This is a genomic window from Acetatifactor muris, assembly GCF_024623325.1.
In the GTDB taxonomy this organism is placed as follows: Bacteria; Bacillota; Clostridia; order Lachnospirales; family Lachnospiraceae; genus Acetatifactor; species Acetatifactor muris.
Genome location: NZ_JANJZD010000009.1, coordinates 188,539 through 211,129 on the forward strand (window position 1 = coordinate 188,539; position 22,591 = coordinate 211,129).

Consider the following 22,591-nt stretch of genomic DNA (forward strand, 5'->3'; position numbering starts at 1 on the left):
CTCTAATCCCTCCAGAACCTTGCCTTGATGTAGCAGTCATAACTGCAATACTTCGGTTTCCTGCTCCGGTAAAAGGAAAACTCCCTGCCGCAGCATTCACATTTCTTTGTGACAATGGCTTTCCTGTTCCCCTCCTGCGGATGTGCTTTCCACCACTGCCTCCGGCATCTCTCTGAGCAGAACTTCCTCGGCCTGCCCGTCCCCGCCTGTTCGGTTTCCTTCCCGCAGCAGAGGCAGATGCCGTTCTGCACCTCCCGCTCCTTAAGGTTCTTCACGGTTGCCGCCACATAGCCGCCCATCCCTTTTGCCTTGCAGTGGTTGCGGACGATGTCGCGAGAAAGCCCCAGCGCCTCCGCAATGGCACGGTAGCCCATACCGTTTAAGCGCATTTCCTTCACCTGCGCCGCCTCAAAATCGGTCATTTTCCCTCCACCTCCATCAAAAAAGGCCCAAAAACCACCGTTTTTTGATGGTTTTTAAGCCCAAAAACATGGGTTTTTCGGTACTTTCACGCAAAACTAAAGTGCCTGAAAGCCTTGAAAAATCAATGTTTATGTAAGATTTTGGGGCGATTTCCTATCCCCCCTGTGCGAATTTGCGAAAACGCGCGTCTGAGGGGGCGGCGGTCGATATTTTTCGACAGTTGTAGAGATAACTCGACCCCCTTCCCCATGCAGATTTCCACGGGAAATGTTGTGCCTTGTCGGAATATGGAAGGAAAAGAACCATCACGGAAACCGTCAGTAATGGAACTCCTGATAGCGGTCCTCCGTCATGGTTTTATGGTCGTGGCAACTCTTACAAAGGCTCTGCCAATTGCTCTCATCCCAGAACAGTTTCGCATCCCCTCTGTGCGGGATGATGTGGTCAACAACCGTTGCTTTTACCAATCTCCCCTGCTCCATGCATTTCACGCAGAGGGGATGTGCTTTCAAGAATCGTTTCCGTGCTTTCTCCCACCGGCCATCGTATCCACGGACGGATGCGCTGGCACGGTCAGAGGCGTGCAGCTTTGCGTGGTCAGTGCAGTACATCCCATCCGTCAGCTTCGGGCATCCGGGATGCCTGCACGGTTTCATCGGTTTCCTCGGCATGGTTGTACGCCTCCTTCCTGTTTACTCCTGCGGCAGCCTGCCGCACAGCGCCCTGTAGGTCTGCGCCATCATCCTGCCCCACTTCTCCTGCTCACCAGCCACAGCCTTTAGCTGCTCCGCCAGCGTGTGCATATGGAACCGCGGCGCGTAATTGTCCAGCGTCTCGTTGATGTCCGTCAGATCGAACCGCTCATGCAGGTTCTCCGCCATCACCGCGTTCATGCATTCCAGATCCTCTGCCAGCGTCCCTAAGATCAGTTCCTCCAGCTCCGCCGCCGTATGGAATGTGTGGAACACTTCAAAATATCCGTGTTCACGGTCATACACATAAAAGAAATGTGTGCCGCTCCTGCCAAGCGCGATGTCCGCATCCCGCTCCGAGAAATAATCCCGGTACCGCTCCGCCATCTCCAGCGCTTCCTCCCAGCCTTCCGGCATCATGCTAAAACCTCCCTTCCTTTCTTGGTGTGGGCATTTTAACTCTGAATCCCGTTTATGGCAAGGTGGTTTCACGCTTATCTTCCTAAGTGGCAGTATGCTTAAAATACCGCCGCTTTCTTTGTCACTATCTGGTATTGGCTGCTGCGCCCCTCCTGTTTTAAACTGTCTCCCGAAAGGAGGTGGCGTGCCATGACGGACGGGGAATTCCTCACCCAGACCATCATAGAACGGATGGACCTTATCTTCCGGCGCAATAACAAAGAGCCGACAGAAGAAGAAAAGGCAGAGAGGCAGGAAAGGGATGCACAGTTCCGGCGCATCCTTGACAGCCTCCCGGAAGATGACCGGGAACTGTTAAAGGGGATGCAGACGGAGGCGTTCCGCAGGGCTGCCCGCGAAAACGAGCTTTATTACCGCGAGGGGCTTAAGGACGGCTTTACCGTCTGCCGGTTTGTGAACGGCGGGTAAGACGGACGGGCGGCAGTGAAGGAAAGCATCACCATTTCTTCACGCCGCCGTAATATTTATCAGCGATGGCCTCCTGCTGGTACTCCGGCAGGCTCCGTAATCTTTCACTCACCTTTTCCAGCGAGTGCGCCTGTTCTTCCCTCGTCTTATGGAAGTGGCAGGTTTCACCACGGCATTTCCCGCCAAGCGCATTACAGTATCCATTTTCACATAACGCAAAACAATCCATCAATGTCTCCTTTCCACCCTTTCTGCAAAAGAAAAGGACAGCGGTGAAAGGATAAAGCCCGCTGCCCTGTGCGGAGGCATGAAAAAAGCCCCACGGATTCATCCGCAAGGCTCCCTACACTTCTTCGCATCATAATACTACCACAGAAATTTTTATATTTCAATCCACTCTTTGTCCACCAACAGTCCACCAATAGTCCACCGCCTAACTCAGCATATAGGAGTCCGCCTGTTTTTCACGGATTTCATAAAGCACGTTCAGTTCCTTCTCTGCCATCTTCCGGTATTTCCCGACCATAGAATGCCCCACACTGTATTTTGACATCAGCTCCGTCCATGACATACGCTCCATGACCATGTCACGGATGAACTCCGGCAGACGCCCGCTCAGTTTGGTGACCGCATATTCAAAAAACTGTATTTCTTCCTGCAGATACTGGTATCTGTCCAGAAGGGAATCATACCAGTCATCATCCAGGCGCTCTTTCACACGGCGGTAACGGATGGCTGTTTTCCCCGTCCTGTCGGAAAGCCCGCTTGTCTGCACCTTTTCCTCCTGCGGATTGGAAAAAGTCATGCTCTCGATCACATCCCCATGGGAAACCCCTTCAAACTGCCGTATCTGGAATTCCAGCACAATGCACTCCTGCCTCATATCCTGATACCCTTTGAACATCTCTCCTGCTTTCATTCCACGCCTCCAATCCTCGCTTTTACCGCATCCACAAGTGCCGACTGCCCGCAGTCCTTTTTCTCCAGTGCAGCCATCACCCTCTCATCCAGTGTGCCTTTGGCGATCAGATGGTGGATCACAACCGTCTCCTCCTGCCCCTGCCGCCACAGCCTCGCATTCATCTGCTGGTACAGTTCCAAAGACCATGTCAGCCCGAACCACACCAGCGTGGAGCCGCCCGCCTGCAGGTTCAGCCCATGCCCCGCTGACGCGGGATGGATCGCCGCCACCGGGATTTCCCCGGCATTCCATCTCTGCATATCCTCCGCCGTGTCCAGCTCCATCGCCCCGGTCCGCTCCATGATCCTCTGTAAATCATGCTTATACCAGTAGGCGATTAACACAGGCTTGCCGTTTGCCGCCTCAATCAAGTCCTCCAATGCTTCCAGCTTGCGGTCATGGATGTGTTTCACGTTCCCGTTCTCATCGTAGACCGCCCCGTCCGCCATCTGTAAAAGTTTGTTGGAAAGCGCCGCCGCATTCACCGCGTCAATATCGCCGTCCGCAAAGGGAAGGAGCATATCCCGCTCCAACTGTTCATACAGTGCCATTTCCTTTTCGGTCAGAATGACCTCCACACGGTTATAAACACATTCCGGCATATCCAGATAATCCACGGCCTTCATGCTGATGCAGATATCGGAGATTAAATTATAAATCATATCCTCCGCGCCCTCCCGCGGCTTATAGGAAAATACCATCTCCCGGCTGCGCTTGTCCGGCACGAAGAACCGCTCCCGGTAGCCGCCGATGAACCGCCCAAGCCTCTGCCCCATGTCGAGGATGCCGATCTCCGCCCAAAGGTCGATCAGCCCATTGGGTGCGGGCGTCCCTGTCAGCCCCACGATGCGCCGCACCATCGGGCGCACCTTCTTTAGTGCCTTGAACCGTTTTGCCTTATGGGATTTGAAGGAGGAAAGCTCATCGATCACCACCATGTCAAAATCCCATGCATGGTTTTCCACCAGCCATTCCACGTTTTCCCTGTTGATGACATACACCTGCGCTTTCCTGCCAAGCGCGGCTGTGCGTTCTTTTTCCGAACCAAGCACCGCCGACATCCCAATCCCGGAAAGATGCTCCCATTTCTCCAGTTCGGAAGGCCATGTTAAATAGCAGACTCGCAAGGGCGCTATAATCAATATTTTTCGGATGTCAAAATAGTCATACAGCAGTTCCCATATGGCGGTCAGCGTGATCACCGTCTTGCCAAGCCCGCAGTCCAAAAATAACGCGCTCACCTTGTGGCTCACGATAAATTCTTTTGCATATTCCTGATACTCATGTGGCACATATCTCATCCAGCACACCTCCGATCTGTTCTATCCCGTCAACCACATAGACGGGGAAGCCTAAACTTTTAAGCTGCCGCATCCGCTTCACCTGCAATGGCCGCGGCTTCTTCCCCGGAGCCTTTAATTCCACGAATGCAATCTTCCTCCCAGGCAATAAAACAATCCTGTCCGGCACCCCATCCAATCCGGGTGAGGTGAATTTCACCGCCATGCCTCCCATCTTTTTCACTGCGTCTGTGAATATCTTTTCCACACGTTTTTCGGAATGAACCACAGCCATAACGTCCCACCTTCCTCTCCGTCCACATGGACTGACTTCACGCCCAGCAGGGCCTTCTGCCGCTTTACTTCCGTCTTTTTTATGCCGTTTTCCTCTGCCAGTTCATACACCTTTTTATAATTTACGAATCCGTCTTTCAGGATATCCTCCAAAAACATAGCTGCCTCCAGTCTCAGGAACAACGGAACGAACGAACAAAAAAATCCCTATATTGCTATACGCGTATATGACATACACACACATCCTCTTTCTCTTTTATTTTTATATTTCTCATATAGTAAAGGTTGTTCCGTTGTTCCTATAAATCCGCTAACGCCCATAGTTGCTGGCTTTTTTCAGAGAACAATCTGCCGGAACAATCATCTGCCTTGTTCCGTTTGTTCCCGGCAGTACGCCCTCTGCTTCCCGTAAACGGGGAAAACATACATCCCCGTCCTCGTCCCGGCGTACTTCTCCCACCCTTCGATCTTGCGCATGATGGCATTGATCTCATAGGAATCTATCTTTTTGAGCGCAGAAGACTCCCGCCCGAAGCACTCGCACCATATCTCCATGTTGCAGACGAGCGTCCGGCGCACGGTGCCTTTCCGCTGCGATTCCCCGAACTCACTGCCGTTTAAGAAATTCCTGCGGTCATATAAGCTCATTTCATCCCAATCCTCCGGGAGCAGCGTGTCAAGGTACGTCCGCACCAGCCCTTCCCGGTCATCCGTCTCCATCGCCTCCGCCTGCTCCGCAATGGCGATCTGTGCCTCCTCCCCTTCGAGGTAGAGCTTCTCCCCGGAACGGTACAGCGACACCGCCTCCGCCCATATCTGCCATATCTCTTCCCCGGTGATCTGCCAGGGCTTCTTCCGGCTCTCCCTTCCTACCCGGACAGGCCAGAAGCGGCGGTTGCCCGTCACGTCGCGCAGGAAGCCGTTTTCTGAGTTGGTGCTTCCCACAATGATGCACTGGCGCGGGTGGCTCTCCACGTTCATGCCGTAGCTTGCACGGTACTTGTCATCCACCCGGGAGAGGAAGGACTTCACGGTCTCCACATCCGTCTTGCGCATCCCGGCAAGCTCGCCCAGCTCCAGTATCCAGTACCCCTGCAGTTTCTCCGGGCCGGACTTGTCTCGCATATCCGTGAGCGTCAGGCTGTCGGAGAACCACGCGCCACCCAGCTTTGCAAAGAGCGTGGACTTGCCGATGCCCTGCGGACCGTTCAGGATAAGGACGGAATCGAACTTGATCCCCGGCTGGTATATCCTCGCCACAGCCGCCGCCATCGTCTTACGGGTGACCGCCCGCGTGTAGCTGGTATCCTCTGCGGCGAAGTAATCCACCAGCAAAGTCTCCACCCTTCCCGTGCCGTCCCATTCCGGCAGGGCATCAAGGTATTCACGCACCGGGTGGTATGCCCGCTTCGCCGCCACCGCAAGCACAGCGTCCTTCGTCCTGGTCGGGGAGTACACGCCATACACATTGCTCAGATATACTTTCAGGGATGCGAAGTCGGCATCATTCCACCCCGGCTTGATCTGCTTCCACGGAAGTCCCTCCCCGGCATCTATCCCGTCCCGGTGGAGGTTGAACGCAATGGAGCGCAGGCGCTCATCGCTTCGCATGACCAGCACAAGGTTATCCAGCGTGGGCTTTACCGCACCCTGCCTGTCAAGTTCCAACGCACCCTGCCAGTCATCGGACGGGGCGAATTCCTCCCCCGCCGCTTTCTGCCGCTCCTGCGCCAGCGTGGCTTTCACGTTCTCATCCTTCACGGCAAACTCACTCATAGCGGTAAAGGAGGGCAGCTTGGCAGGCTCCGTGTCCTCGGACGTTTTCGCATCCATCTCACCGAATCTGTGAATCCGCACCATGTCAAAGGCGTTCATCAGCCTGCCGCAGGCCGGGTCCGTGGCATGGTGGGAGTAAGCGAATTTCCCTTCATAAATGACCACGCCCGCCTGTGAGTCTGCCGGGATATAGTCATACCGCCCCGGCATGGTGCTTGGCTGATAGACGTCAGAGAGAAAGTTTGCGATGGCATCCTCGATGGAATACGTCCGGCAGAATGCGCCAATAACGCCGTCTTTGGAAAGCGGGTCTGCCTGTTTACGCATTTCCCTCTGGACGATGTTCTGCTGCCTGCTGCTCACCGGCCATTCGGAGGAATCCCGCCAGTCCTTATACCGTGATAGCACATCGTCCGGATTTAACGGCTCCCCCTCAATATCCCGGAAAATAAATTCCCCGTCAGCGGAGGTGGACGGCCAGTACATGAGGCGGCTCGGCTCGTAGGTGGTGTCATCGAACATCTCAATCCCGATGTCCTCCGCCACCTTCCTTGCGATTGCCACATATTCATCCGGCGACACCGGGCGCGACAGCGGGATTGCTAAACGATACCTCGGATTCTCCGGCGTGTGCTTATGGGTAGAATAAATAAGACAGCGGTAATTATAGAGCATTTCTATCTGCTCAATCACGCCCGGAACTGCATGGTCCATATCCTCCACAATCATGGTACGGTATTCCACGCAGTCCTTTTTCCTCCTGCCGCCTTTCAGTTTTCCTCCCACATAACCGCCCACGTCCTTGATGGCATCCTGCTTTGCTTTCGTCATCTTCATATACTGCTCCACGGTCTCCGCCGTGCGGATGGTGTGAGAGATGCGTTCTATAAATTCACCCAGCTCCATCTCCACGTTATTCCAGCGTTTCTCCATCCTTGAATTGCCTATTGCTATCTGTATCCTCATTCCTTCCTGCCCTCCAATAATTTCAGATTTTTCACGCACTGGTTATAAATGATCTGTTCCTCCCTGGCTTTCCTCCGGTAGAAATGCCATTCCTCCGATTTTGCAGTAAGGGACTCCGCCTTTTCCGAAAATGCCTGTGCTTTCCCGGAATGCTCCCGTGCCTTTATCCGTAAAAACTGTTTCAGTTTCTCCCTGTCATCCTCTTTCGCAAAGCGCCGGATCAGCGGGAACACCTTCTTTGCCACCGCCGCTGTGCATGGGAAGAACTCATGGATATAAAGCTCCATCCTCCCGTTCTTATAAACCATCTTCACCGTTTCCTTTTCCGCTTTCTGCTCCGCCATACGCATCCCGCCGTAGGCTGTGGGGTCATGGTACCCTTCCGCATTCCTTCTCTCCATATATTTCTCCCTCTACATTTTCTGATAAAAACTACACTGGTAACCATCCGCCCGGAGCGGTAATCCCTCCGCCCACTTGGGCTGAATCGCCATAATTTCACACATCTCATCCACGGAGCCGCTGCCCTCCGGCACTTCCGCTATGATCTCATCATGGCAGTGCATGACGATAGGGTATCCTTTTTTCTCCACACGGAGCATCGCCTCCGCCAGCAAATCCCTGGCCGTCCCCTGCACGATGTTCTCCACCAGCTTGGGTCCGTAGGTCTCTATCCGGCTCCATTTCTTGTTTTCCGCAATGCCCTCATAGGTCAGCCCATCGCGCCCGAATCGGTTCACAGCCATCCTCGGTTTTACATAGGACAGCTTCCGCCCGGACGGGAGCGTGATAAATAAAATCCCGCTCATATACTCAAAAATGATCTTCCCGACCTTCGTTTTCTGCTTTTCGGTAACCGCCTTTATTGCGGCGGCATCCACATCCCACCAAAACTGCACCATGTGCGGATTGGCTTTCCGCCACGCAGCTACGAGCGGGGGAAGTTCCTCTTCTGTCAGCCCCATATCCAAAGCCCCCATTGAGATGAGCCCATTTGTGGAGCCCCCATATTGGCAAGATAAACTTGCAACCTTACCTTTTGCCCTCTCCGGGCTGCCTTTTCCAATCTCCGCCATCGGGATGCCGAACATCCTTGATGCCGTCATCTCATACAGTTTCCCGTCACCACGGAAAACGTCCAGCACCCATTCCTCGCCAGAGAGCCACCCCATGACACGGGCTTCAATGGCAGAAAAGTCTGCCACCACAAAACGGCATCCCAGCTTTGGAATAAAAGCGGTACGGATTAATTCTGAAAGCACATTTGGTGTGGAATCGTATAATAATTCGATATCCTCAAATCTGCCCTGCTTCACAAGGTCTCTTGCCAGTTCCAGATCGGGAATGTCGTTTTTTGGCAGATTTTGTATCTGCACGTTTTTCCCGCTCCATCGCCCGGAGCGGTTCGCTCCATAAAACATCAGCATCCCGTGTATCCTTCCATCCGAGCAGACACTTCTCTCCATAGCCTCATATTTCTTCACAGACGTTTTTGCCATCAGCAGCCTTAATCTGAGCAGTTCCTCCACTTCCCCGTCCGTTTCCGCTATCATCTCCGCCACTGCCTTTTTGGAAAGGCTCTCCGCCTCCATCCCCATGTCCCCAAGCCAGCCCTTTAGCTGCGCCACAGAATTGGGGTTCTCCAGTCCCGTCAGTTCATAGGCGCGTTTCGTCACCACTTCCTTATGGAGCCGCTCACAGGCAATGGCCTGTTCCACCAGCCCCATATCCACCAGTACGCCCCGGTCATTGATGCGCTGGTCTAAGCGGTACAGTTCCATCTCGCTTTCCGGGATGGGGAAATTGTGCAGCTTCCTGCGGATGGATTTCTCCACGTCCACATCCCTCTTGCAGTAGGTCTTGAACAGCTCCCACTTCTCCAGCGCATGGCAGGGGAGGTTCCTCGTCCTGCCGCCGTTTGCTTTCGTTGGCTTGCAGGGTACGCAGAAATACCGGATCAGTTCTTTCCCTTCCTTCATTTTCTGCTCGTCCAGACCAAGCACCCTGCCCACGTCCTCCAGCGAACGGGGCAGGGCGAGCATGGCCGCCTGTACCGCACTGCAATGCCAAGACTCCGGGGGAATGTACCTCCCGAAATATTTTGATAAACAGGTGCGTTCAAAGTTGGCATTGTATGCCGTCTTGGTCACTGACACGTCAAAGATGGCTTCCTCCACCTCTGCCGGGAGCTTCTCCCCCTGCGCTAGGTCTATGATCTGTGTTTCCCCTCCGTCAAAGGAATAGGCAAACAGTAAAATCTCAAAAGCAGGGCTGTCCGCATAGGCGTATACCCCGCATTTGATTAAATCCACATCTGAAAATGTCTCAATATCGGCGCTTAAAACCCTTTCCATTTCATGGCTCCTTCCTGCGTATTTGCTTTGGATGACGGGCGGCAGTTCCCCGCCGCCCCGATATGCCTATCCAAGAAAATCTTCCTCATCATCCACTTCCACTGCGTCAAAGTCATCCTCTGCGTTCGTCCTGCCGCCCAGCGACTCCCCGTCACGCAGCTTCTGGATGTTGCCAAGCCCCGCGGCGATGCCCTTATTGCCGTTGGTGGAAAAGCCGTAGAAATTCACGCTGATCCTGCCATAGCACCCGGAATATACCTCCGACTGGTCAAGGATGGGCTGTACATTTTTATCCACCACCTGCGGCGCCTGCTTGCTGTTGGCGTTGAAGAAGTAGCTGTCCGCATACGCCTCATCCTCCGGGCGGTCAATGTCGCCGTCACGGAGCGGGAGTTTCAGGTTCGCCGGAACTTTGCCGCCCCACTTGGAGACGGAATCCTTCTTCGCCTGCTCGATTGCCCTTTTTATTTTCTCGATGGTCTCCGTGTCCGATTTCGGTATGATGGCCGATACGGAATACTTGGGGTCGCCGTCGCTCACTGCGTTTGGCTCCCAGCAGTGCAGGTAGGAAAACCTGCACGGTACGATCACTTTTGTAAGGTTTGCGTTTTCATTACTCATGGTATTCATTCCTCCTTAAAATCCGCCTCTGCGGTTGCTGCCATTATTTCCTGCCGTTTGTCCGATTCCGGCACTAAGGTCACCTTGCCCTGGGGCTTGTAGACCAGTTTTCCAAGCACCTCTGCAAATTTCTTCTTCCCAAGCAGCCGCTCCATCTCCGTGATGCCGATGAGCGTCTTTTTGTAGATGTCCGTGTACCCGGCTTTCTGTGCCGCCTGCGCCACTTCCTCCTCATCCGTGTATTTCCGGTTGCTCCTGCCTTCGACTAACTTAAAGCCAGCCCACTTTTTCCCCTTCGTGACCGCCTCGTCCTGTGCGTAGGCGTAGACGTCCGCAGACCACTTGGCAAGCTCGTCCGCCACTTTCAGGACTTCCGCTATCTCCTCATCCGATAACAGCGGCGGTGCCTTGAACTCCATCTGCGCCAGTTTCAAATATTCCTCCGCCCTTGCCCTGCAGGTGTTCTTCGCCTTGCAGAAACGGCACCAGTCGCCGGAGTGGAACTCGCCCTCTCCCTTGATGGCAAGCACAGCCTTTGGCTTTAACTCCATCTCCACCCATTCCATCAGATCCTTTACGGTGATCTCCCATGTGCTGACAGATTCCAGCCTCGGCTGGTAAATGGCCATGCGGATGATGTCAATGTCATAAAGGGCATCGAACAGTTCCAGCGCCCCTAATCCGTATAACATCATCTGCGGGTTCCATTCCGCCTCCACCGCCACGCCTTTCCCGTACTTAAAATCAATGACGGTAAGCACATGGTCAGCAACGATCAGTAAATCCCCTGTGCCGAACCCCTCCGGCACATAGGCGGAATAGTCAAGCCGCTGTTCGATCAGGACGACAGGGTCTTTGCATTCCTGCCTCGCCAGCTCCACCTGCTCCATCGCATAGGCCACATACCCGTCCGTGCATTCCTCCATCTCGTCACAGTGGTAATCCGACACAGGGCGCTTGGAGCGCCTCTTTAATGCTTTTTTCAGCTTATGCTCCGCAAGGGCATGGGCGGCAGTGCCTTCCTCGGCATAGACGCTGCCGCCCGCCTCGTCCTTAAACTGCTCCTCCAGCCTTGCGGAAGGCGTGCAGGAGAGCCACCGCTTTGAGGCGGATGCGGAAAGTAATGCGTGTTTCCCCATCACAGCACCTGCGCCTCCTGCATCAGCGCCGGGTAGTCCTCCGGCTTCACCGCCGAGAGCTTCGCCGCGCCGAACTTCTGCAACAGTTCCTTCACTTCCTTTGACTTCCCTTCCTGCGTCTTCTGCGCCATCAGCGCACGGATGCCCTCCAGCGTGGCGGGCTGCTCCTGCTGTGCCTTTTCCGAAACTGACGGCTGTGCCTTCTGTGTTTTCCTCGTTTCTTTCTCTGCTGTCTTAGTGCCTCCCTCCGCTTTGGCAAGGCCCCGCAGACCTTCCGCAACGATGGAGAAACCTTCTGCAATCCTTAATAATTCACTTCCCATTTACACTGCCTCCTACTTGAATATGATTTCTTTTCCCTGCTCCGTGGCATAAGCGATCTCCGCCGCCATCCCTTCGGTGGCTTCCCCGAACACCCACACCTCGTCACAGCCTTTCAGCAGCTCCATCCCCATAGCGATGCCGAGCCGCCTTTCTTCCTCAATGCCCTCGTTCAAGAACTGAGGGAATAAAAGGTGCGGCGCAATGGGAAGATGCCCTTCCTCCACCGCCATGCGGCTGTAGGCCGCCGCCTTTCTCACATTCCCTTCCATGTCCCCGCGGAAGGGGCTGCAGATAAAAACCTTCTTACGCATCAGCGCCTCCATCCTTTCTTCATTTTCCTGTCATGGGCCGCTTTCGCGGCTTCATAGGCTTCCACTTCCTTCTCGATCTGCACCAGCTTGGCGGCGAGGCTCTTCGCAACGATGCTGATTGCCTGCAGGATGCCGATAAGCTCCTGTGACTGTTCCATAGGTTCCATTCCTCCTTTCCGGGGCGGATAATCTTGTACCCCTTCACTGTCGTAATGACACTTTTTTGAAAATTGGCAATGAAAAATGAAACTTTTTTGAAAACCGTTCGACAAACGTATCTTTTCCTGTCGAATAAAGGGGAATCACACATCAATTCCCTGTTCCCGGAAGAAATGGCGCAGTTTTTCCATAACCTTATTTTTGCGGAATGCCAGCGTCCGTCTGTTCTCTCCTTTCGATTTTGCAAACTCACAAATGCTCATTTCCTCCCCAAACACCTTCATGGCAAGCTCCCGCTCTTCCGGCATAAGGGAATCCATAGCGTCACGGAGGACATTCAGCAGCATCTTCCTTTCCGCCAGTTCCTCCATGCTCTCCGCAAAAAGTTCTGAACGCATATCGTTCTCTTTCCATTCCTCGTAGGATTCTTCCGTGTACCCGTTTAACTCCATCGCTTCCCTGTTCCTCTGTTCCCTTTTCTTCATCTGCCACCACGGACGGTAATATCTCTGGTATTCTTCTTCCGTAACATCCAGTGTGAATTCTTCATTTCCTGACCTGACTGTGATCTTCCTATCAGACATAAAGCGTTCCTTCCTTTACGGCTTCGTAAAGTTAGGAACGCTTTAATTTTAGATGTGGGACTGGCTTTGAAAAATGGACAGAGAATGGCCAGGGAAAGCTATCTAAAAACTACACACATTAAAACCCACTAGCTTTACTCCGGCCATTCGTGACTCGACGCAATGCGGTCCCACTCGCTCGGTACTTTTTATTCAGTTTTGCGCCCAATGGAATTACCAAAATTTTCCATTGATAGAATTATTATGCCCATAAAAGGAATGCTTTAATCCATAAAAGCAAAACAGCAGGATATCCTCCTGCCGTTCTTTTCATCTATGTATATTTATTTTTTCTCCTTTGGTTTCCAGTATATCCGTACTACCTCACCGCAGTGCTGGCATTTCAGTTCTATCACAATGACTCCGAAACGTGTCTCCCAGATATCGCAGACCCGCTTGCCGCACTGCCTGTTCGGACATTTTATTCTCCGGATACCTACCACCTCCTCTCCTGCAAAATGCAAAGGCGCCTATTGGAATCTCCCAATAAACGCCTCCCCTTCAAATCCTCATCATCATTATTTTTCTTACGCCCTCGCATCAAACCCGCCCTGCACTTCCATCCCGGCAATGCCGGAATTTATCTCCTGCCTTGCCGCATGGTACGCATCATAATAGGCAGCCTTCAAAGCGCCATGCACTTCCGTCTCCCCCTTCGACTCCTTCTCATGCCAGCCCACGCCTGCGGTGTATGTAAGGATTTCGTCACCGTTTTCATCATACACATGGACTCCGCCGCCGGACTGGAACTCGGCTTCATACGGCTCGCCAAACAGGATGCACAGCCACCTCCTGTCCACCGATTCCCTTTTATCACTTGTGCATTATTTGTTTTCATCACTTATTTGTCACGCTGTACCAACTGGAACCTATCGTGTCCTTGATCCATTCGCTGTCCTGTGCATAAACGATGGACTGCTTCGTGTCAATCAGCCTGCCCGACTGGAAGAGTATGCTGAGATTCATATCTGCCACATTGTTCCAGCCCTTCCCGGAAATCTCTGAAATCATCCCGCATATCCACTGCTTTACCTGCGCCTTGTAATCACACGGAACCGTGCCTGACTTATCCACTGCTGTCCTGACCAGTTCCTTTATGTCCTCTCCGTCCTTTGTATAATAAGTTCCGCCCCTCTCATCCAGTTCATTCAGTTTCAGCCCGATATATTCATACACCTGCTGGAATGCCTGAAACTTCAACTTGGAATCCGCAGAAACCTGCGAACTGTTGCACCCGTCCTGCGTAGAGCAGGTGAGGATATGCTTATACAGGTTCTTCCCATTGCTCCCCTGATTGAGCGCCTGTTCCATTGGCTGCTTAAGCGAATCGTCCACGCCATCGACTGAAATATAATAACTGTATGGATCAACCGTAAAAGAGCAGGTGTCCGGAATCCCTGCAGTGTCAATCCCCGCGCCCGACAGGATATTGGATATCTGCCTGTTTATAGTCTGGCGTTTAAACATGATCCTGTCATTATCCTTCACATCCCCGTATATCTCAATTCCCCTGAAAAGGGAATCCTGATAACTTACGCCGTTTATCTTTCCGTCCTTATACATCTGCATTTCATAGTTATAGGCAATCCGGCGCTCTGTTTCTGTCAGATTCGCTTCATAATACTGTGAGCCTTTGTCATAATATTTCCCGTAGATATATTCTTCTGGGTTGGAATGCGTCTTTGCCTCTGCCGCCAGTTTTGAATATTTATCCGTCAGTGCCGCCCGGAATGCTTCGGAACTGTCCGTGTATGTAACAGCATTGACATCAATCTCACTACCCGCATTTTCCAATGCCGCGCGATTGCTTTCCCTGGCATCATCTATATATTTCTGCAGGTCAATCGTGCTATCTACGCTTGTGTTCCGCGTCCTGCCCGATATGCTTTTCTTCATGGACAGTTCCTGCGCCTCGCTACTTATGGTGACGGTATCCCTCCTGCCGGACTGCATATTCTTATTAGTTTTTGTGTTCTGTACCTTTCTGCCAAACATAATGTCAAGCAGTGTCTGATTCCGCCTAATTTGATTATTAAGAAAAATATTCATTTATACTTTCTCCACTCCTTTTACTCCCCGCCATCCACCAAAGCCGCCCCTGCTCCCCGATTTGCCAATCTGCCGGAAAACAGGGATGCCTGCTTATCCTCTGTGGGGCATTGGTGTTAATCTATCATAATCCTTTATAAGCAGCCTTCCAGTTTTACCAAAAACAACTGATAAAATGCTCTCTCCTTCACCTGCTGTCTCTGCACCTCAATGCTTTTTACGCTGTCCGGGGAAAGCGGATGGTCTAAATCATAAAGTGCCTGTTCCGTTGCCCTGATTGCTGACTGCACTGTGCTTCCGAGGATATCGTTTGTCCCGCCGATGCCGTTCATCCAGTTCTCAGCGCGCTGCACCATCATCTGTGATAAATGTGTCAGCATACCGTTCCCAGACATATCCACCTTTTTCGTACTGTCAGTGTAACTTGTTACATAACTGCTGTAATTGCTTGTAATCTCCATTGCCATAATTTTGTCCTCCTAAAAATTTTTATTTTGAATGGCGGCTCCTCTGTCATTCGGAGCCGCCCATGCCCCCTTATGGTAAGTCCGGGCATAATGCCCTTTATCAGCCAAGCAGAGAAGCACTGCCCGCAACAGTTTCCATCATAACATTGGCATCATATGCATCAGCCACTTTTGCCATCTGCCTCTCACTGCTCCATGACTGCGACAGTCTGCTTTTCTCCAGTTCCATCTTTGCAATCTTTTCATTCAACATTTCCTGCTGCTGTTTTTTTGCCTGCGCCCTCTTTTCCAGATATTCCTCCAGAAGCTCCTTCTGCCTGTCTTTCTTTTCACTCGTCTTCTTATAAAAACTGTCCTGAGAACGCGCGTAAAATTCCGAATCATTATTAACTGACCATCCATCAGCCCTATAGTCTTTAGCTGTAGCTCCTACTGTAATTACCAAAGAACAATCCGGGGCCGGAGCAACAGAACCCGTCATATCACGCCTAATCACAGATAACATCTGTTCCCTGTACTTTGGATCATCTTTCATATTCTTAAATGCTTCTTCTGATATGTTAACAGCCACATTTGCTATTGTTCTATCCCTTGGTATCCTCTCAAGTTCGGCATAAAATTCTTTTTTGAATGCCGCCATTTCCTCTGCTTCCGATAATTCCCGCATACCGCTTGTTTCTTCTGTGTTGTTTACACTCTTTGAACTTTTCGTTACCGTCACATTGTTCTGATAATAATTCTGTCCTACTCCATTTATGCTCATTTCCAATATCCTCCAATTATTTTAATATCACGGCTCTTCTGTCGTTCAGAGCCGTCCATGCCCTCTCGCAATAAGTCCGGGCATTCCGCAGGGGCAAAGGTTTCTGCGCCTCTGCGGAATAGGGTGTAAAGATTATTTACGCCTTTATATCAAAACCTGCTCCCGTAGATACTGATGTACCAGAAATTGCAGCTATAAGGTTCTGCGTAACGCTTTTTACATCGGTATCTGTAGCCGTTACCGTGAACGTATCTGCTCCTCTGTCTTCTATCAACTTTTCCATCTGCTCCTTCTTCTCTGCCCTTTTTTCCGCCTGTCTCTTAGTCGCCTTTTCTTCTAAAATTTTTCTTTCCTCTCGCTTTTTCTCTAATCTTTCTTTTTGCTTCTTTTCCGTATTCAGTGTAGTTGAATTTTGTTTTGAACCACTTGTTCTTGTCATACCACCACAAGTAACGGAAGCATTCCCATCGGCATCTATTACAGTTGTAACACCATGTATCACTGCATTATCAGCTTTGGCTTGTGCAAACATTCTATTTTGTCCTGGAACTGCACCAGTTAAATTAAACTCTACTTTCTTAGCAAATTCTGGATCATTTGCCATTTTCTTTAAACATTCGCTGGAAAGATTTATTACCACTTTATTTTCATTTCCGCTCATAAGACCACTACCTGTATTAAAAGTAATGTTAGGGAACTTCTTGCACAATTTCTCGTAATATGCCTGCACCTTATCCTTGCTGTTTGTTGATGTGTTTGTCTTTACCTCCGATGCCGCCTTGCTGTCTGTCTTCTTCGTAGTGTCGGTGTAGCTTGCTACGTAACTACTGTAATTGTTTGTAATCTCCATTGCCATAATAATCATCCTCCTTAAAAAATTTTGAATGGCGACCCCTCTGTCATTCGGAGCCGCCCATGCCCCCTTATGGTAAGTCCGGGCATTCCGCAGGGGCAAGGGTTTATGCGCCTCTGCGGAATCGGATGTAAGGATTATTTACGCCTTTATATCAAAACCTGCTCCTGCGGGCGTAGACATACCCAAAGATGCTGCTATAACTTTCTGCGTAACAGCTTTTATATCCGTGCCTGTGGCGCTTACGGTATATCCGTCTGTATCTGCCGCTGCTTCATTCGCCGCTTTCCTTTCTGCCCGTCTTTCCGCGGCCTTTTCTTCCTCTGCCTTTTTCTCCTCCCGCCTTTTAGCCGCTTTTTCTTCCTGCTCTTTCTTTTCTTTTGCTTTCCTCTCAGCGTTCTCTCTGGCTATTTTCCCATCCGGATCGTTTGTACTGCCGCTCATCATGGAGATATTACCATTATCATCTATCTTATAAGTGGCATAGGTCACTACAGGACTACCCGGTGCCATTTTCACAGAGTTACAAAGCGATTTAACGCTATCGGGAATAGCCGCCAGATTTTCCTCCAAATATTTAGCTTTCTCCGGGTCATTCATACACTTCTTTAAGAATGCTCCCGATACAGATACTGTTGTCGGAACACCCTGCATTGAGGTAGTCCCCGTATTCATATAGCTGTACTTGCCCTGCAAATATTTGGAATAATCATTCACATTGCTATAACCCGTCTTGATCTGCTCCGTTTTGGTTCCGCCGGTTGGAGTTTTCAGCTCCACCGTACTTGTTTTTACACTTTCCTCTGCCTTTTTTGCGGAATTTGTGTACCCCGCATAAGTGTTTGTGTAATCCGTTACTCCTGAAATTGCCATAATAATCATCCTCCTTAAAAATTTTTGAATGGTGGCCCTTCTGTCATTCGGAGCCGCCCATGCCCCCTTATGGTAAGTCCGGGCATAATGCCCTTCATCAGCCAAGCAGGGAAGCACTGCCCGTGGCAGTTTCCGTCATAACATTGGCGTCATAAGTATTTGCCGCTTCTGCCATCTGCCTCTCACTGCTCCATGACTGCGACAGCCTGCTTCTCTCCTGCTCCGCCTTTGCAATCTTTTCATTCAATATTTCCTGCTGCTGTTTTTTCGTCTGCGCCCTCTTTTCCAGATATTCCTCCAGAATCTCCTTCTGCCTGTCTTTCTTTTCACTTGTCTTCTTAAAAAAACTGTTCCCAGAACGGGCATAAAATTCCGAATCATAACCGACAGGCCACGAATCGCCCCGATATTCTTTTATTGTTGCGCCAACTGTAAACACTCCAGAACAGTTTCTTGGCGCCAGCGAACTCCCCAAATCCCTTTTGAGCAATGAAAGGATTTTTTCCCTGTATTCCGGGTCATCTTTCATAGCCTTAAACCCTGCTTCTGAAATATTGATAGCAACATTGTTTAATGTCTTATGTATTGTTATCTTGGAAAGGTCTTCATAGAATTCCTTCTTGAATAATTCCATTTCTTCCGCTTCCGATAATTCCTTTGTCTCGCCTGTTTTCTCCAATGCAAATTTCTCCGTGCCATTCACATTTTTTGTGTTTTTCGTTGTTGCCACATTGTTCTGATAATAATTCTGTCCTACTCCGCTGATTGCCATTTTCTAATCCTCCATTTTTTGTTTTCAGTTAAAAGCATCCTGTTACTTATTCTTTTCCGCTTCCACCTCCCCCTGCTGCAGCATGACCGTCACATGGAATACATCCCCTTTCACTTTTATGTTTACACCACCAAAATACCGCTCTGCCATCTCCCTCACATTGGAAAGCCCGATTCCATGCTCCGTGATGATTCCGGGCAGGGTACTCTGTTTCGTTGTAGGCGGTGCCGAGCCGCCACGCACCTGCACAGGCACAGCCCCGTCAAAGCTGTTCTCCACATCCAGCAGTAAAAACTGTTTCTTCCGTTTCAGGACAAGGCTTATGAATCCCTTTCCCGGCTCCAGTTTCTCACAGGCTTCTATGGCATTATCCAGAAGGTTGTTCAGTATGATCCCCATGTCAAATACCGGGATTTCCCCGCCGTACCGGAAATCAGCTTCAAACCGGATGCCCGCTTTCTCCGCCCTGCGGCATTTGTCATTGATGATGACATCCGTCACCGCATTTCCCGTCACATATTTATACTCCAGCTCCTGCATGGTCTCATCCATCCGCCGGACATAATCCTCAATCTCCCCGTACTCCCCGGCTCCTGCCAGCCCCTTGATGTTCGCCATGTGGTTCTTCATCTCATGGCGCACCTTCCGGATACTGCCGTAAAAATTCTCTGCTTCCTCCAGCCGCTTTTTCATGGCTTTGACCTGCTGTTCCTCCACAAAATGCTTCTGCCTTTCATCAAGCAGAATACGGTATCTCTGCCAGAAATAGATCAGTGCGGCTTCCCCTGCAAATATGAAGACTGCTATCATGGGAACCTTCCATAGCAGATCCGGCTTTTCATCAAACAGGATAAACGCACCGCTTCCTATATTTACAATCAACAGGCCGCTTACCACACCTGCAATCAGGCTTCCCACAAAATTCAACACGGAAAGCAGGAATACGTCCTGCCATGCCATTATGCCCGTCCCTTTGATGATACTGCGCAGAATGACCGTCATCGCCACAAATAATGCCGTATAAAGGAAAACAGATAAAGCCATCCCGACTGCTATGCAATGGTACACCTGCTGTTGATAATTCCCCGATAAAGCATCCAAATCCTTCATCATCATGTCTGTTATTTTTATATAAATGCTATTTGCTATCAGAAAGCTCAGGCAGTGGAGGTTATAAAAGCCAAGTATCACGAAGACCGCTTTGCCAATCTGTTTTTTATAATTCACTGCCCCATATCCCAATATTGCCAAAGCTAAAACGGCATACCTGACCCATGATGCACATGGCAGAAACCATAATCCCATATTTGCAAGCATGAATATGACTGCCGCAATGCCATCCCTTTTCCCCTTCTTTACATTGAAAGCTGTCGCCCACAAAACAAGGAACATTATGGCTTGTATGATTATCTTCCACATATCCAATATGTTATTGGCCATTTCAAATCCTGACTGGCTCATAGGCTTTCCTCCGAAATGTAATCCATATATGCCTGCACAAAGCCGTCATACTTATACCTTGAAAGCAGGAGTTTATCCCCATTCGCCATCCTTACCTCTGTCTTATCGTAGCCTTCCACATGGAAAAGGTTGATAAGATAGCCCCGGTGGATGCGGTAAAACTGCCCCGCCAGTTCTTCCTCCAGGTCACCGATTTTTGCATAATACTCTATATTTCCGCTTTTCAGGTACAGGACGATATTATGGTTCCGGCTCTCCATGTAATAAATATCATTCAGCGGTATGGCTTTTCCCTCGCCGCCATACTGGATCACAAGTTTTTTCTTTCCCTGTTCTGCTTCGGATAAAATCTGCCCCACTGCCCGGCCAAACACCCCCGAAAACTTCTGTTCATCCACGGGCTTCACCAGATACTGGAACGCCCCTACGTCAAAGGCGTCATAGACATATTTTTCATAGCCCGTGACAAATATGATGATTGGCTGCCTGCGTGCATCCATGCCCCGGATATGCCTTGCCAGCCCCATACCGTCCAGCTCCGTGCCGGAGTCTCCCATCTCTATATCCAAGAACACCAGATCGTGTTCTTTCCCATCCGCCAGATACTCGTCAGCAGAGGCATATTCCGTAATGCTGCATTCTGTACCCTGCTTTTTGATGAGTGAAACAAGGTAGCCCCTTATATTTTTTTCATCATCACATACTGCAATTTTTACCGTGTCCGCCACCTCCAGTCTTCAACTAACTTATCGGAAAAAATAGGGGAATTTCTAACGCCTACTTCGTGAATGGTTAATCTGGCTACGTGAATCGCAGATTTTTCATTTTTTTGGTCTAATATTTTTCGCCTTTCATCCGATAAGGCCATCCGCCTATTACCTCTGACCTCCCCAACTGCCAAGTTAATAATCCAGTGTGGGGGAAAATGACAGAACGCCGCATATGGGGCGATTTCCCATAGCGGCGGTTAGCACTTTATCTGCCAAATTTCAACAGCATTTTCAGACAATTTAGCGAAACCCTTATACTATTTGGCAAAACCCTATACAATTTGGCAAAACCATACTTTTTGGCAAAAGTCCGGGGTTTCGCCAAATTGTATCCGATATTTCCTTATCGCCATATTCACAGCCCTATCCCAAAACGCAAAAAAGAGGAGCCCACCAGCCGCTCCGGTGAACCCCTCTACGCTCAAAATCCCTTGATTTCAAGCCATTTCTTTATACTTTCGCCAAATCGTACTCAAATTCCTATGGCATCAATTATTGATAGCCGCCTGTGCCGCTGTTAAATTTTGATGACTTTTACCCCGGGTTGAAAATGTTTACCCCTTTTACCCCACCCCAATTTGCGGTTCGACAAATCGACAAATTGCGCTTTTGCTACGCCAATGCTATTTTACCCGGTACTGCTCGGCCTCCTCGTCCATAAGCGGCCTGCCTAACGCTTTTACCTCATCAATCATTTTGCGCCATTCATAACGCTTTCCGTCTGACGATTCTGTCAATCTACCGTCTTTCGCATAATCCAGTATATCCTTTTCCATTCTAACACATCTGCTCCCTATAAATGTTTCTTCAATAACGGCTTAAGATAGTTCTTTTTAAAGTCTCGTACTGAACAAAAAATTCCTGTTCCGATTTTGAAAATGAATTGGGCTCTGCTTTTTCCGCAAGCAGTTCCATCGTACAAATCAGGTCAGCCGCCTGAAACAATTTATAATCTACAGGCTTAACTTTTCGGAACTCTACATTGGCATAAAGCGTATTAAAAACAGAAGTCAGAATTTTGGTAAGCTCAATCTGCCCATTGTCGTAATAGATTATAATGCGGTTAAACTGCTCCCAAAAATTTTGATGTTCCTTTAGTATTCCTGCAATCGCTTTTGATATTCTCGCTGTTAAAGTAATTACATCCGGACATTCATCTTTCCTTATTTTGGCACAAACATATCGGAAATCCAATTTACGGGCAAAATTAAATAATGCATTAAAAAGGCGTTTTCTTTCTTCCATAAGGTCATTAGCATAAACGGATTCTCTGCGAATCAGCGGTCCTGTATGGATGGCATGCTGCTTATATCCGATGTTCGCCAAATGACTCTCCAAATCATCAACATTTTTGCTAATATCCACATCCTGATTATGTAAAACCATTGCAACCAGATAAAATGGCGCATGAAAATCGTATGGCCCAAAATCGCCCGATTCATCTATAAAAACACTTAAAATCTTTTCAGCCATAGATTATTTCCTTCATCCCTCTCAGATTTCCCTAACAAAAATAGCGGGGAAATTCCCCGCCGTTCGGTGGACCAGGGTCTTTCGACCAGCCCAATCAGTGATACCACTGACTTATTTATATGTTAATATTAACGGAAATATACCTCACTGTCAATGATGTTCAGAAAAAAACCACGACAAACGCATGAATGTTTACTCCCACTCAAATCCTAAATTGCGGATTTTTAAATTTTCATCAGTTCTTCGATAAACTGTGCCGGTGCAAAGCTTATGTTAAACCGCTTCCTTCTTAGTGACAT

At 49.9% G+C, this 22,591-nt stretch carries 30 protein-coding genes; 1 reads left to right on the forward strand and 29 read right to left on the reverse strand.

The genetic code is table 11. The annotated features are described in order from the left end of the window. Window positions 1-2: 2 nt before the first annotated feature. The 3 genes from NSB25_RS10745 to NSB25_RS10755 form a co-directional block, all read right to left on the reverse strand. Entirely contained in the window at window positions 3-422 is a 420-nt protein-coding gene (locus NSB25_RS10745) for an RNA polymerase subunit sigma-70 (protein WP_103239353.1), read from the reverse strand. Window positions 423-740: 318 nt separating this feature from the next. Next, the gene (locus tag NSB25_RS10750; protein ID WP_103239352.1) at window positions 741-1,094 is read right to left on the reverse strand and encodes an HNH endonuclease; all 354 of its coding nucleotides are present in this window, start codon (window positions 1,092-1,094) and stop codon (window positions 741-743) included. 21 nt (window positions 1,095-1,115) lie between these two features. Next, on the reverse strand, window positions 1,116-1,535 hold the full coding sequence (locus NSB25_RS10755; RefSeq protein WP_103239351.1) for a hypothetical protein: 420 nt from the start codon (window positions 1,533-1,535) through the stop codon (window positions 1,116-1,118). A gap of 189 nt (window positions 1,536-1,724) precedes the next feature. Here NSB25_RS10755 and NSB25_RS10760 point away from each other — a divergent pair, with 189 nt between their 5' ends. After that, on the forward strand, window positions 1,725-2,003 hold the full coding sequence (locus NSB25_RS10760; RefSeq protein ID WP_103239350.1) for a hypothetical protein: 279 nt from the start codon (window positions 1,725-1,727) through the stop codon (window positions 2,001-2,003). Between the two features lie 28 nt (window positions 2,004-2,031). Here NSB25_RS10760 and NSB25_RS10765 read toward each other — a convergent pair whose 3' ends face one another. The 26 genes from NSB25_RS10765 to NSB25_RS10890 all read right to left on the reverse strand — a co-directional run bounded on the left by NSB25_RS10765 (window position 2,032) and on the right by NSB25_RS10890 (window position 22,292). After that, complete coding sequence (locus tag NSB25_RS10765) at window positions 2,032-2,334, reverse strand: hypothetical protein (RefSeq protein ID WP_242982384.1); 303 nt, start codon at window positions 2,332-2,334, stop codon at window positions 2,032-2,034. Between the two features lie 102 nt (window positions 2,335-2,436). Next, window positions 2,437-2,922, reverse strand: coding sequence for a hypothetical protein (locus tag NSB25_RS10770; RefSeq protein ID WP_103239349.1), 486 nt, complete (start codon window positions 2,920-2,922; stop codon window positions 2,437-2,439). Next, window positions 2,919-4,265: a DEAD/DEAH box helicase gene (locus NSB25_RS10775; protein WP_103239348.1), complete on the reverse strand. Its 1,347-nt coding sequence runs from the start codon at window positions 4,263-4,265 to the stop codon at window positions 2,919-2,921. The genes NSB25_RS10770 and NSB25_RS10775 overlap by 4 nt, the downstream gene beginning before the upstream one ends. Continuing rightward, window positions 4,246-4,539, reverse strand: a complete 294-nt coding sequence (locus tag NSB25_RS10780; RefSeq protein WP_172455054.1) for a VRR-NUC domain-containing protein — start codon at window positions 4,537-4,539, stop codon at window positions 4,246-4,248. Before NSB25_RS10780 ends, NSB25_RS10775 begins: the two co-directional genes overlap by 20 nt. Beyond that, on the reverse strand, window positions 4,485-4,697 hold the full coding sequence (locus tag NSB25_RS10785) for a hypothetical protein (RefSeq protein WP_016293643.1): 213 nt from the start codon (window positions 4,695-4,697) through the stop codon (window positions 4,485-4,487). The genes NSB25_RS10780 and NSB25_RS10785 overlap by 55 nt, the downstream gene beginning before the upstream one ends. A gap of 201 nt (window positions 4,698-4,898) precedes the next feature. Next, on the reverse strand, window positions 4,899-7,280 hold the full coding sequence (locus tag NSB25_RS10790; RefSeq protein ID WP_172455053.1) for a virulence-associated E family protein: 2,382 nt from the start codon (window positions 7,278-7,280) through the stop codon (window positions 4,899-4,901). Further along, complete coding sequence (locus NSB25_RS10795) at window positions 7,277-7,681, reverse strand: hypothetical protein (protein ID WP_103239347.1); 405 nt, start codon at window positions 7,679-7,681, stop codon at window positions 7,277-7,279. The genes NSB25_RS10790 and NSB25_RS10795 overlap by 4 nt, the downstream gene beginning before the upstream one ends. A gap of 12 nt (window positions 7,682-7,693) precedes the next feature. After that, window positions 7,694-9,634 carry a DNA polymerase gene (locus NSB25_RS10800; protein ID WP_103239346.1) on the reverse strand — a complete coding sequence of 647 codons (1,941 nt, stop codon included), beginning with the start codon at window positions 9,632-9,634 and terminating at the stop codon, window positions 7,694-7,696. A 66-nt stretch (window positions 9,635-9,700) separates the two neighbouring features. After that, window positions 9,701-10,255 carry a DUF2815 family protein gene (locus tag NSB25_RS10805; RefSeq protein WP_016227732.1) on the reverse strand — a complete coding sequence of 185 codons (555 nt, stop codon included), beginning with the start codon at window positions 10,253-10,255 and terminating at the stop codon, window positions 9,701-9,703. A gap of 5 nt (window positions 10,256-10,260) precedes the next feature. After that, window positions 10,261-11,394, reverse strand: coding sequence for a DUF2800 domain-containing protein (locus tag NSB25_RS10810; RefSeq protein WP_103239345.1), 1,134 nt, complete (start codon window positions 11,392-11,394; stop codon window positions 10,261-10,263). Further along, the gene (locus tag NSB25_RS10815) at window positions 11,394-11,717 is read right to left on the reverse strand and encodes a hypothetical protein (RefSeq protein ID WP_103239344.1); all 324 of its coding nucleotides are present in this window, start codon (window positions 11,715-11,717) and stop codon (window positions 11,394-11,396) included. Before NSB25_RS10815 ends, NSB25_RS10810 begins: the two co-directional genes overlap by 1 nt. A gap of 12 nt (window positions 11,718-11,729) precedes the next feature. After that, window positions 11,730-12,029: a DUF7768 domain-containing protein gene (locus tag NSB25_RS10820; protein ID WP_103239504.1), complete on the reverse strand. Its 300-nt coding sequence runs from the start codon at window positions 12,027-12,029 to the stop codon at window positions 11,730-11,732. Next, window positions 12,029-12,187, reverse strand: a complete 159-nt coding sequence (locus tag NSB25_RS10825) for a hypothetical protein (RefSeq protein ID WP_172455052.1) — start codon at window positions 12,185-12,187, stop codon at window positions 12,029-12,031. The genes NSB25_RS10820 and NSB25_RS10825 overlap by 1 nt, the downstream gene beginning before the upstream one ends. 144 nt (window positions 12,188-12,331) lie before the next feature. After that, window positions 12,332-12,772 (reverse strand): sigma-70 RNA polymerase sigma factor region 4 domain-containing protein, encoded by a 441-nt coding sequence (locus NSB25_RS10830; RefSeq protein WP_103239343.1) that lies wholly within the window; start codon window positions 12,770-12,772, stop codon window positions 12,332-12,334. A 323-nt stretch (window positions 12,773-13,095) separates the two neighbouring features. Further along, window positions 13,096-13,254, reverse strand: coding sequence for a hypothetical protein (locus tag NSB25_RS10835; protein WP_172455051.1), 159 nt, complete (start codon window positions 13,252-13,254; stop codon window positions 13,096-13,098). 84 nt (window positions 13,255-13,338) lie between these two features. Beyond that, window positions 13,339-13,611 (reverse strand): hypothetical protein, encoded by a 273-nt coding sequence (locus NSB25_RS10840; protein ID WP_242982383.1) that lies wholly within the window; start codon window positions 13,609-13,611, stop codon window positions 13,339-13,341. 37 nt (window positions 13,612-13,648) lie between these two features. Beyond that, window positions 13,649-14,860: a DUF4885 family protein gene (locus tag NSB25_RS10845; protein WP_103239341.1), complete on the reverse strand. Its 1,212-nt coding sequence runs from the start codon at window positions 14,858-14,860 to the stop codon at window positions 13,649-13,651. Between the two features lie 134 nt (window positions 14,861-14,994). Next, window positions 14,995-15,327 carry a hypothetical protein gene (locus NSB25_RS10850; RefSeq protein ID WP_103239340.1) on the reverse strand — a complete coding sequence of 111 codons (333 nt, stop codon included), beginning with the start codon at window positions 15,325-15,327 and terminating at the stop codon, window positions 14,995-14,997. A gap of 100 nt (window positions 15,328-15,427) precedes the next feature. Continuing rightward, window positions 15,428-16,090 (reverse strand): hypothetical protein, encoded by a 663-nt coding sequence (locus NSB25_RS10855; RefSeq protein WP_103239339.1) that lies wholly within the window; start codon window positions 16,088-16,090, stop codon window positions 15,428-15,430. A 136-nt stretch (window positions 16,091-16,226) separates the two neighbouring features. Further along, window positions 16,227-16,946, reverse strand: a complete 720-nt coding sequence (locus NSB25_RS10860) for a DUF6033 family protein (RefSeq protein ID WP_103239338.1) — start codon at window positions 16,944-16,946, stop codon at window positions 16,227-16,229. A 138-nt stretch (window positions 16,947-17,084) separates the two neighbouring features. Continuing rightward, window positions 17,085-17,816: a DUF6033 family protein gene (locus NSB25_RS10865; RefSeq protein ID WP_103239503.1), complete on the reverse strand. Its 732-nt coding sequence runs from the start codon at window positions 17,814-17,816 to the stop codon at window positions 17,085-17,087. Window positions 17,817-17,913: 97 nt separating this feature from the next. Continuing rightward, entirely contained in the window at window positions 17,914-18,588 is a 675-nt protein-coding gene (locus tag NSB25_RS10870) for a hypothetical protein (RefSeq protein WP_103239337.1), read from the reverse strand. 42 nt (window positions 18,589-18,630) lie between these two features. After that, on the reverse strand, window positions 18,631-20,049 hold the full coding sequence (locus tag NSB25_RS10875) for a sensor histidine kinase (protein WP_103239336.1): 1,419 nt from the start codon (window positions 20,047-20,049) through the stop codon (window positions 18,631-18,633). Next, entirely contained in the window at window positions 20,046-20,777 is a 732-nt protein-coding gene (locus NSB25_RS10880) for a LytR/AlgR family response regulator transcription factor (RefSeq protein ID WP_103239335.1), read from the reverse strand. Before NSB25_RS10880 ends, NSB25_RS10875 begins: the two co-directional genes overlap by 4 nt. Window positions 20,778-21,442: 665 nt before the next feature. Continuing rightward, entirely contained in the window at window positions 21,443-21,595 is a 153-nt protein-coding gene (locus tag NSB25_RS10885) for a hypothetical protein (protein WP_172455050.1), read from the reverse strand. 31 nt (window positions 21,596-21,626) lie between these two features. Beyond that, the gene (locus tag NSB25_RS10890) at window positions 21,627-22,292 is read right to left on the reverse strand and encodes a DUF3800 domain-containing protein (protein ID WP_103239334.1); all 666 of its coding nucleotides are present in this window, start codon (window positions 22,290-22,292) and stop codon (window positions 21,627-21,629) included. Window positions 22,293-22,591: the final 299 nt, after the last annotated feature.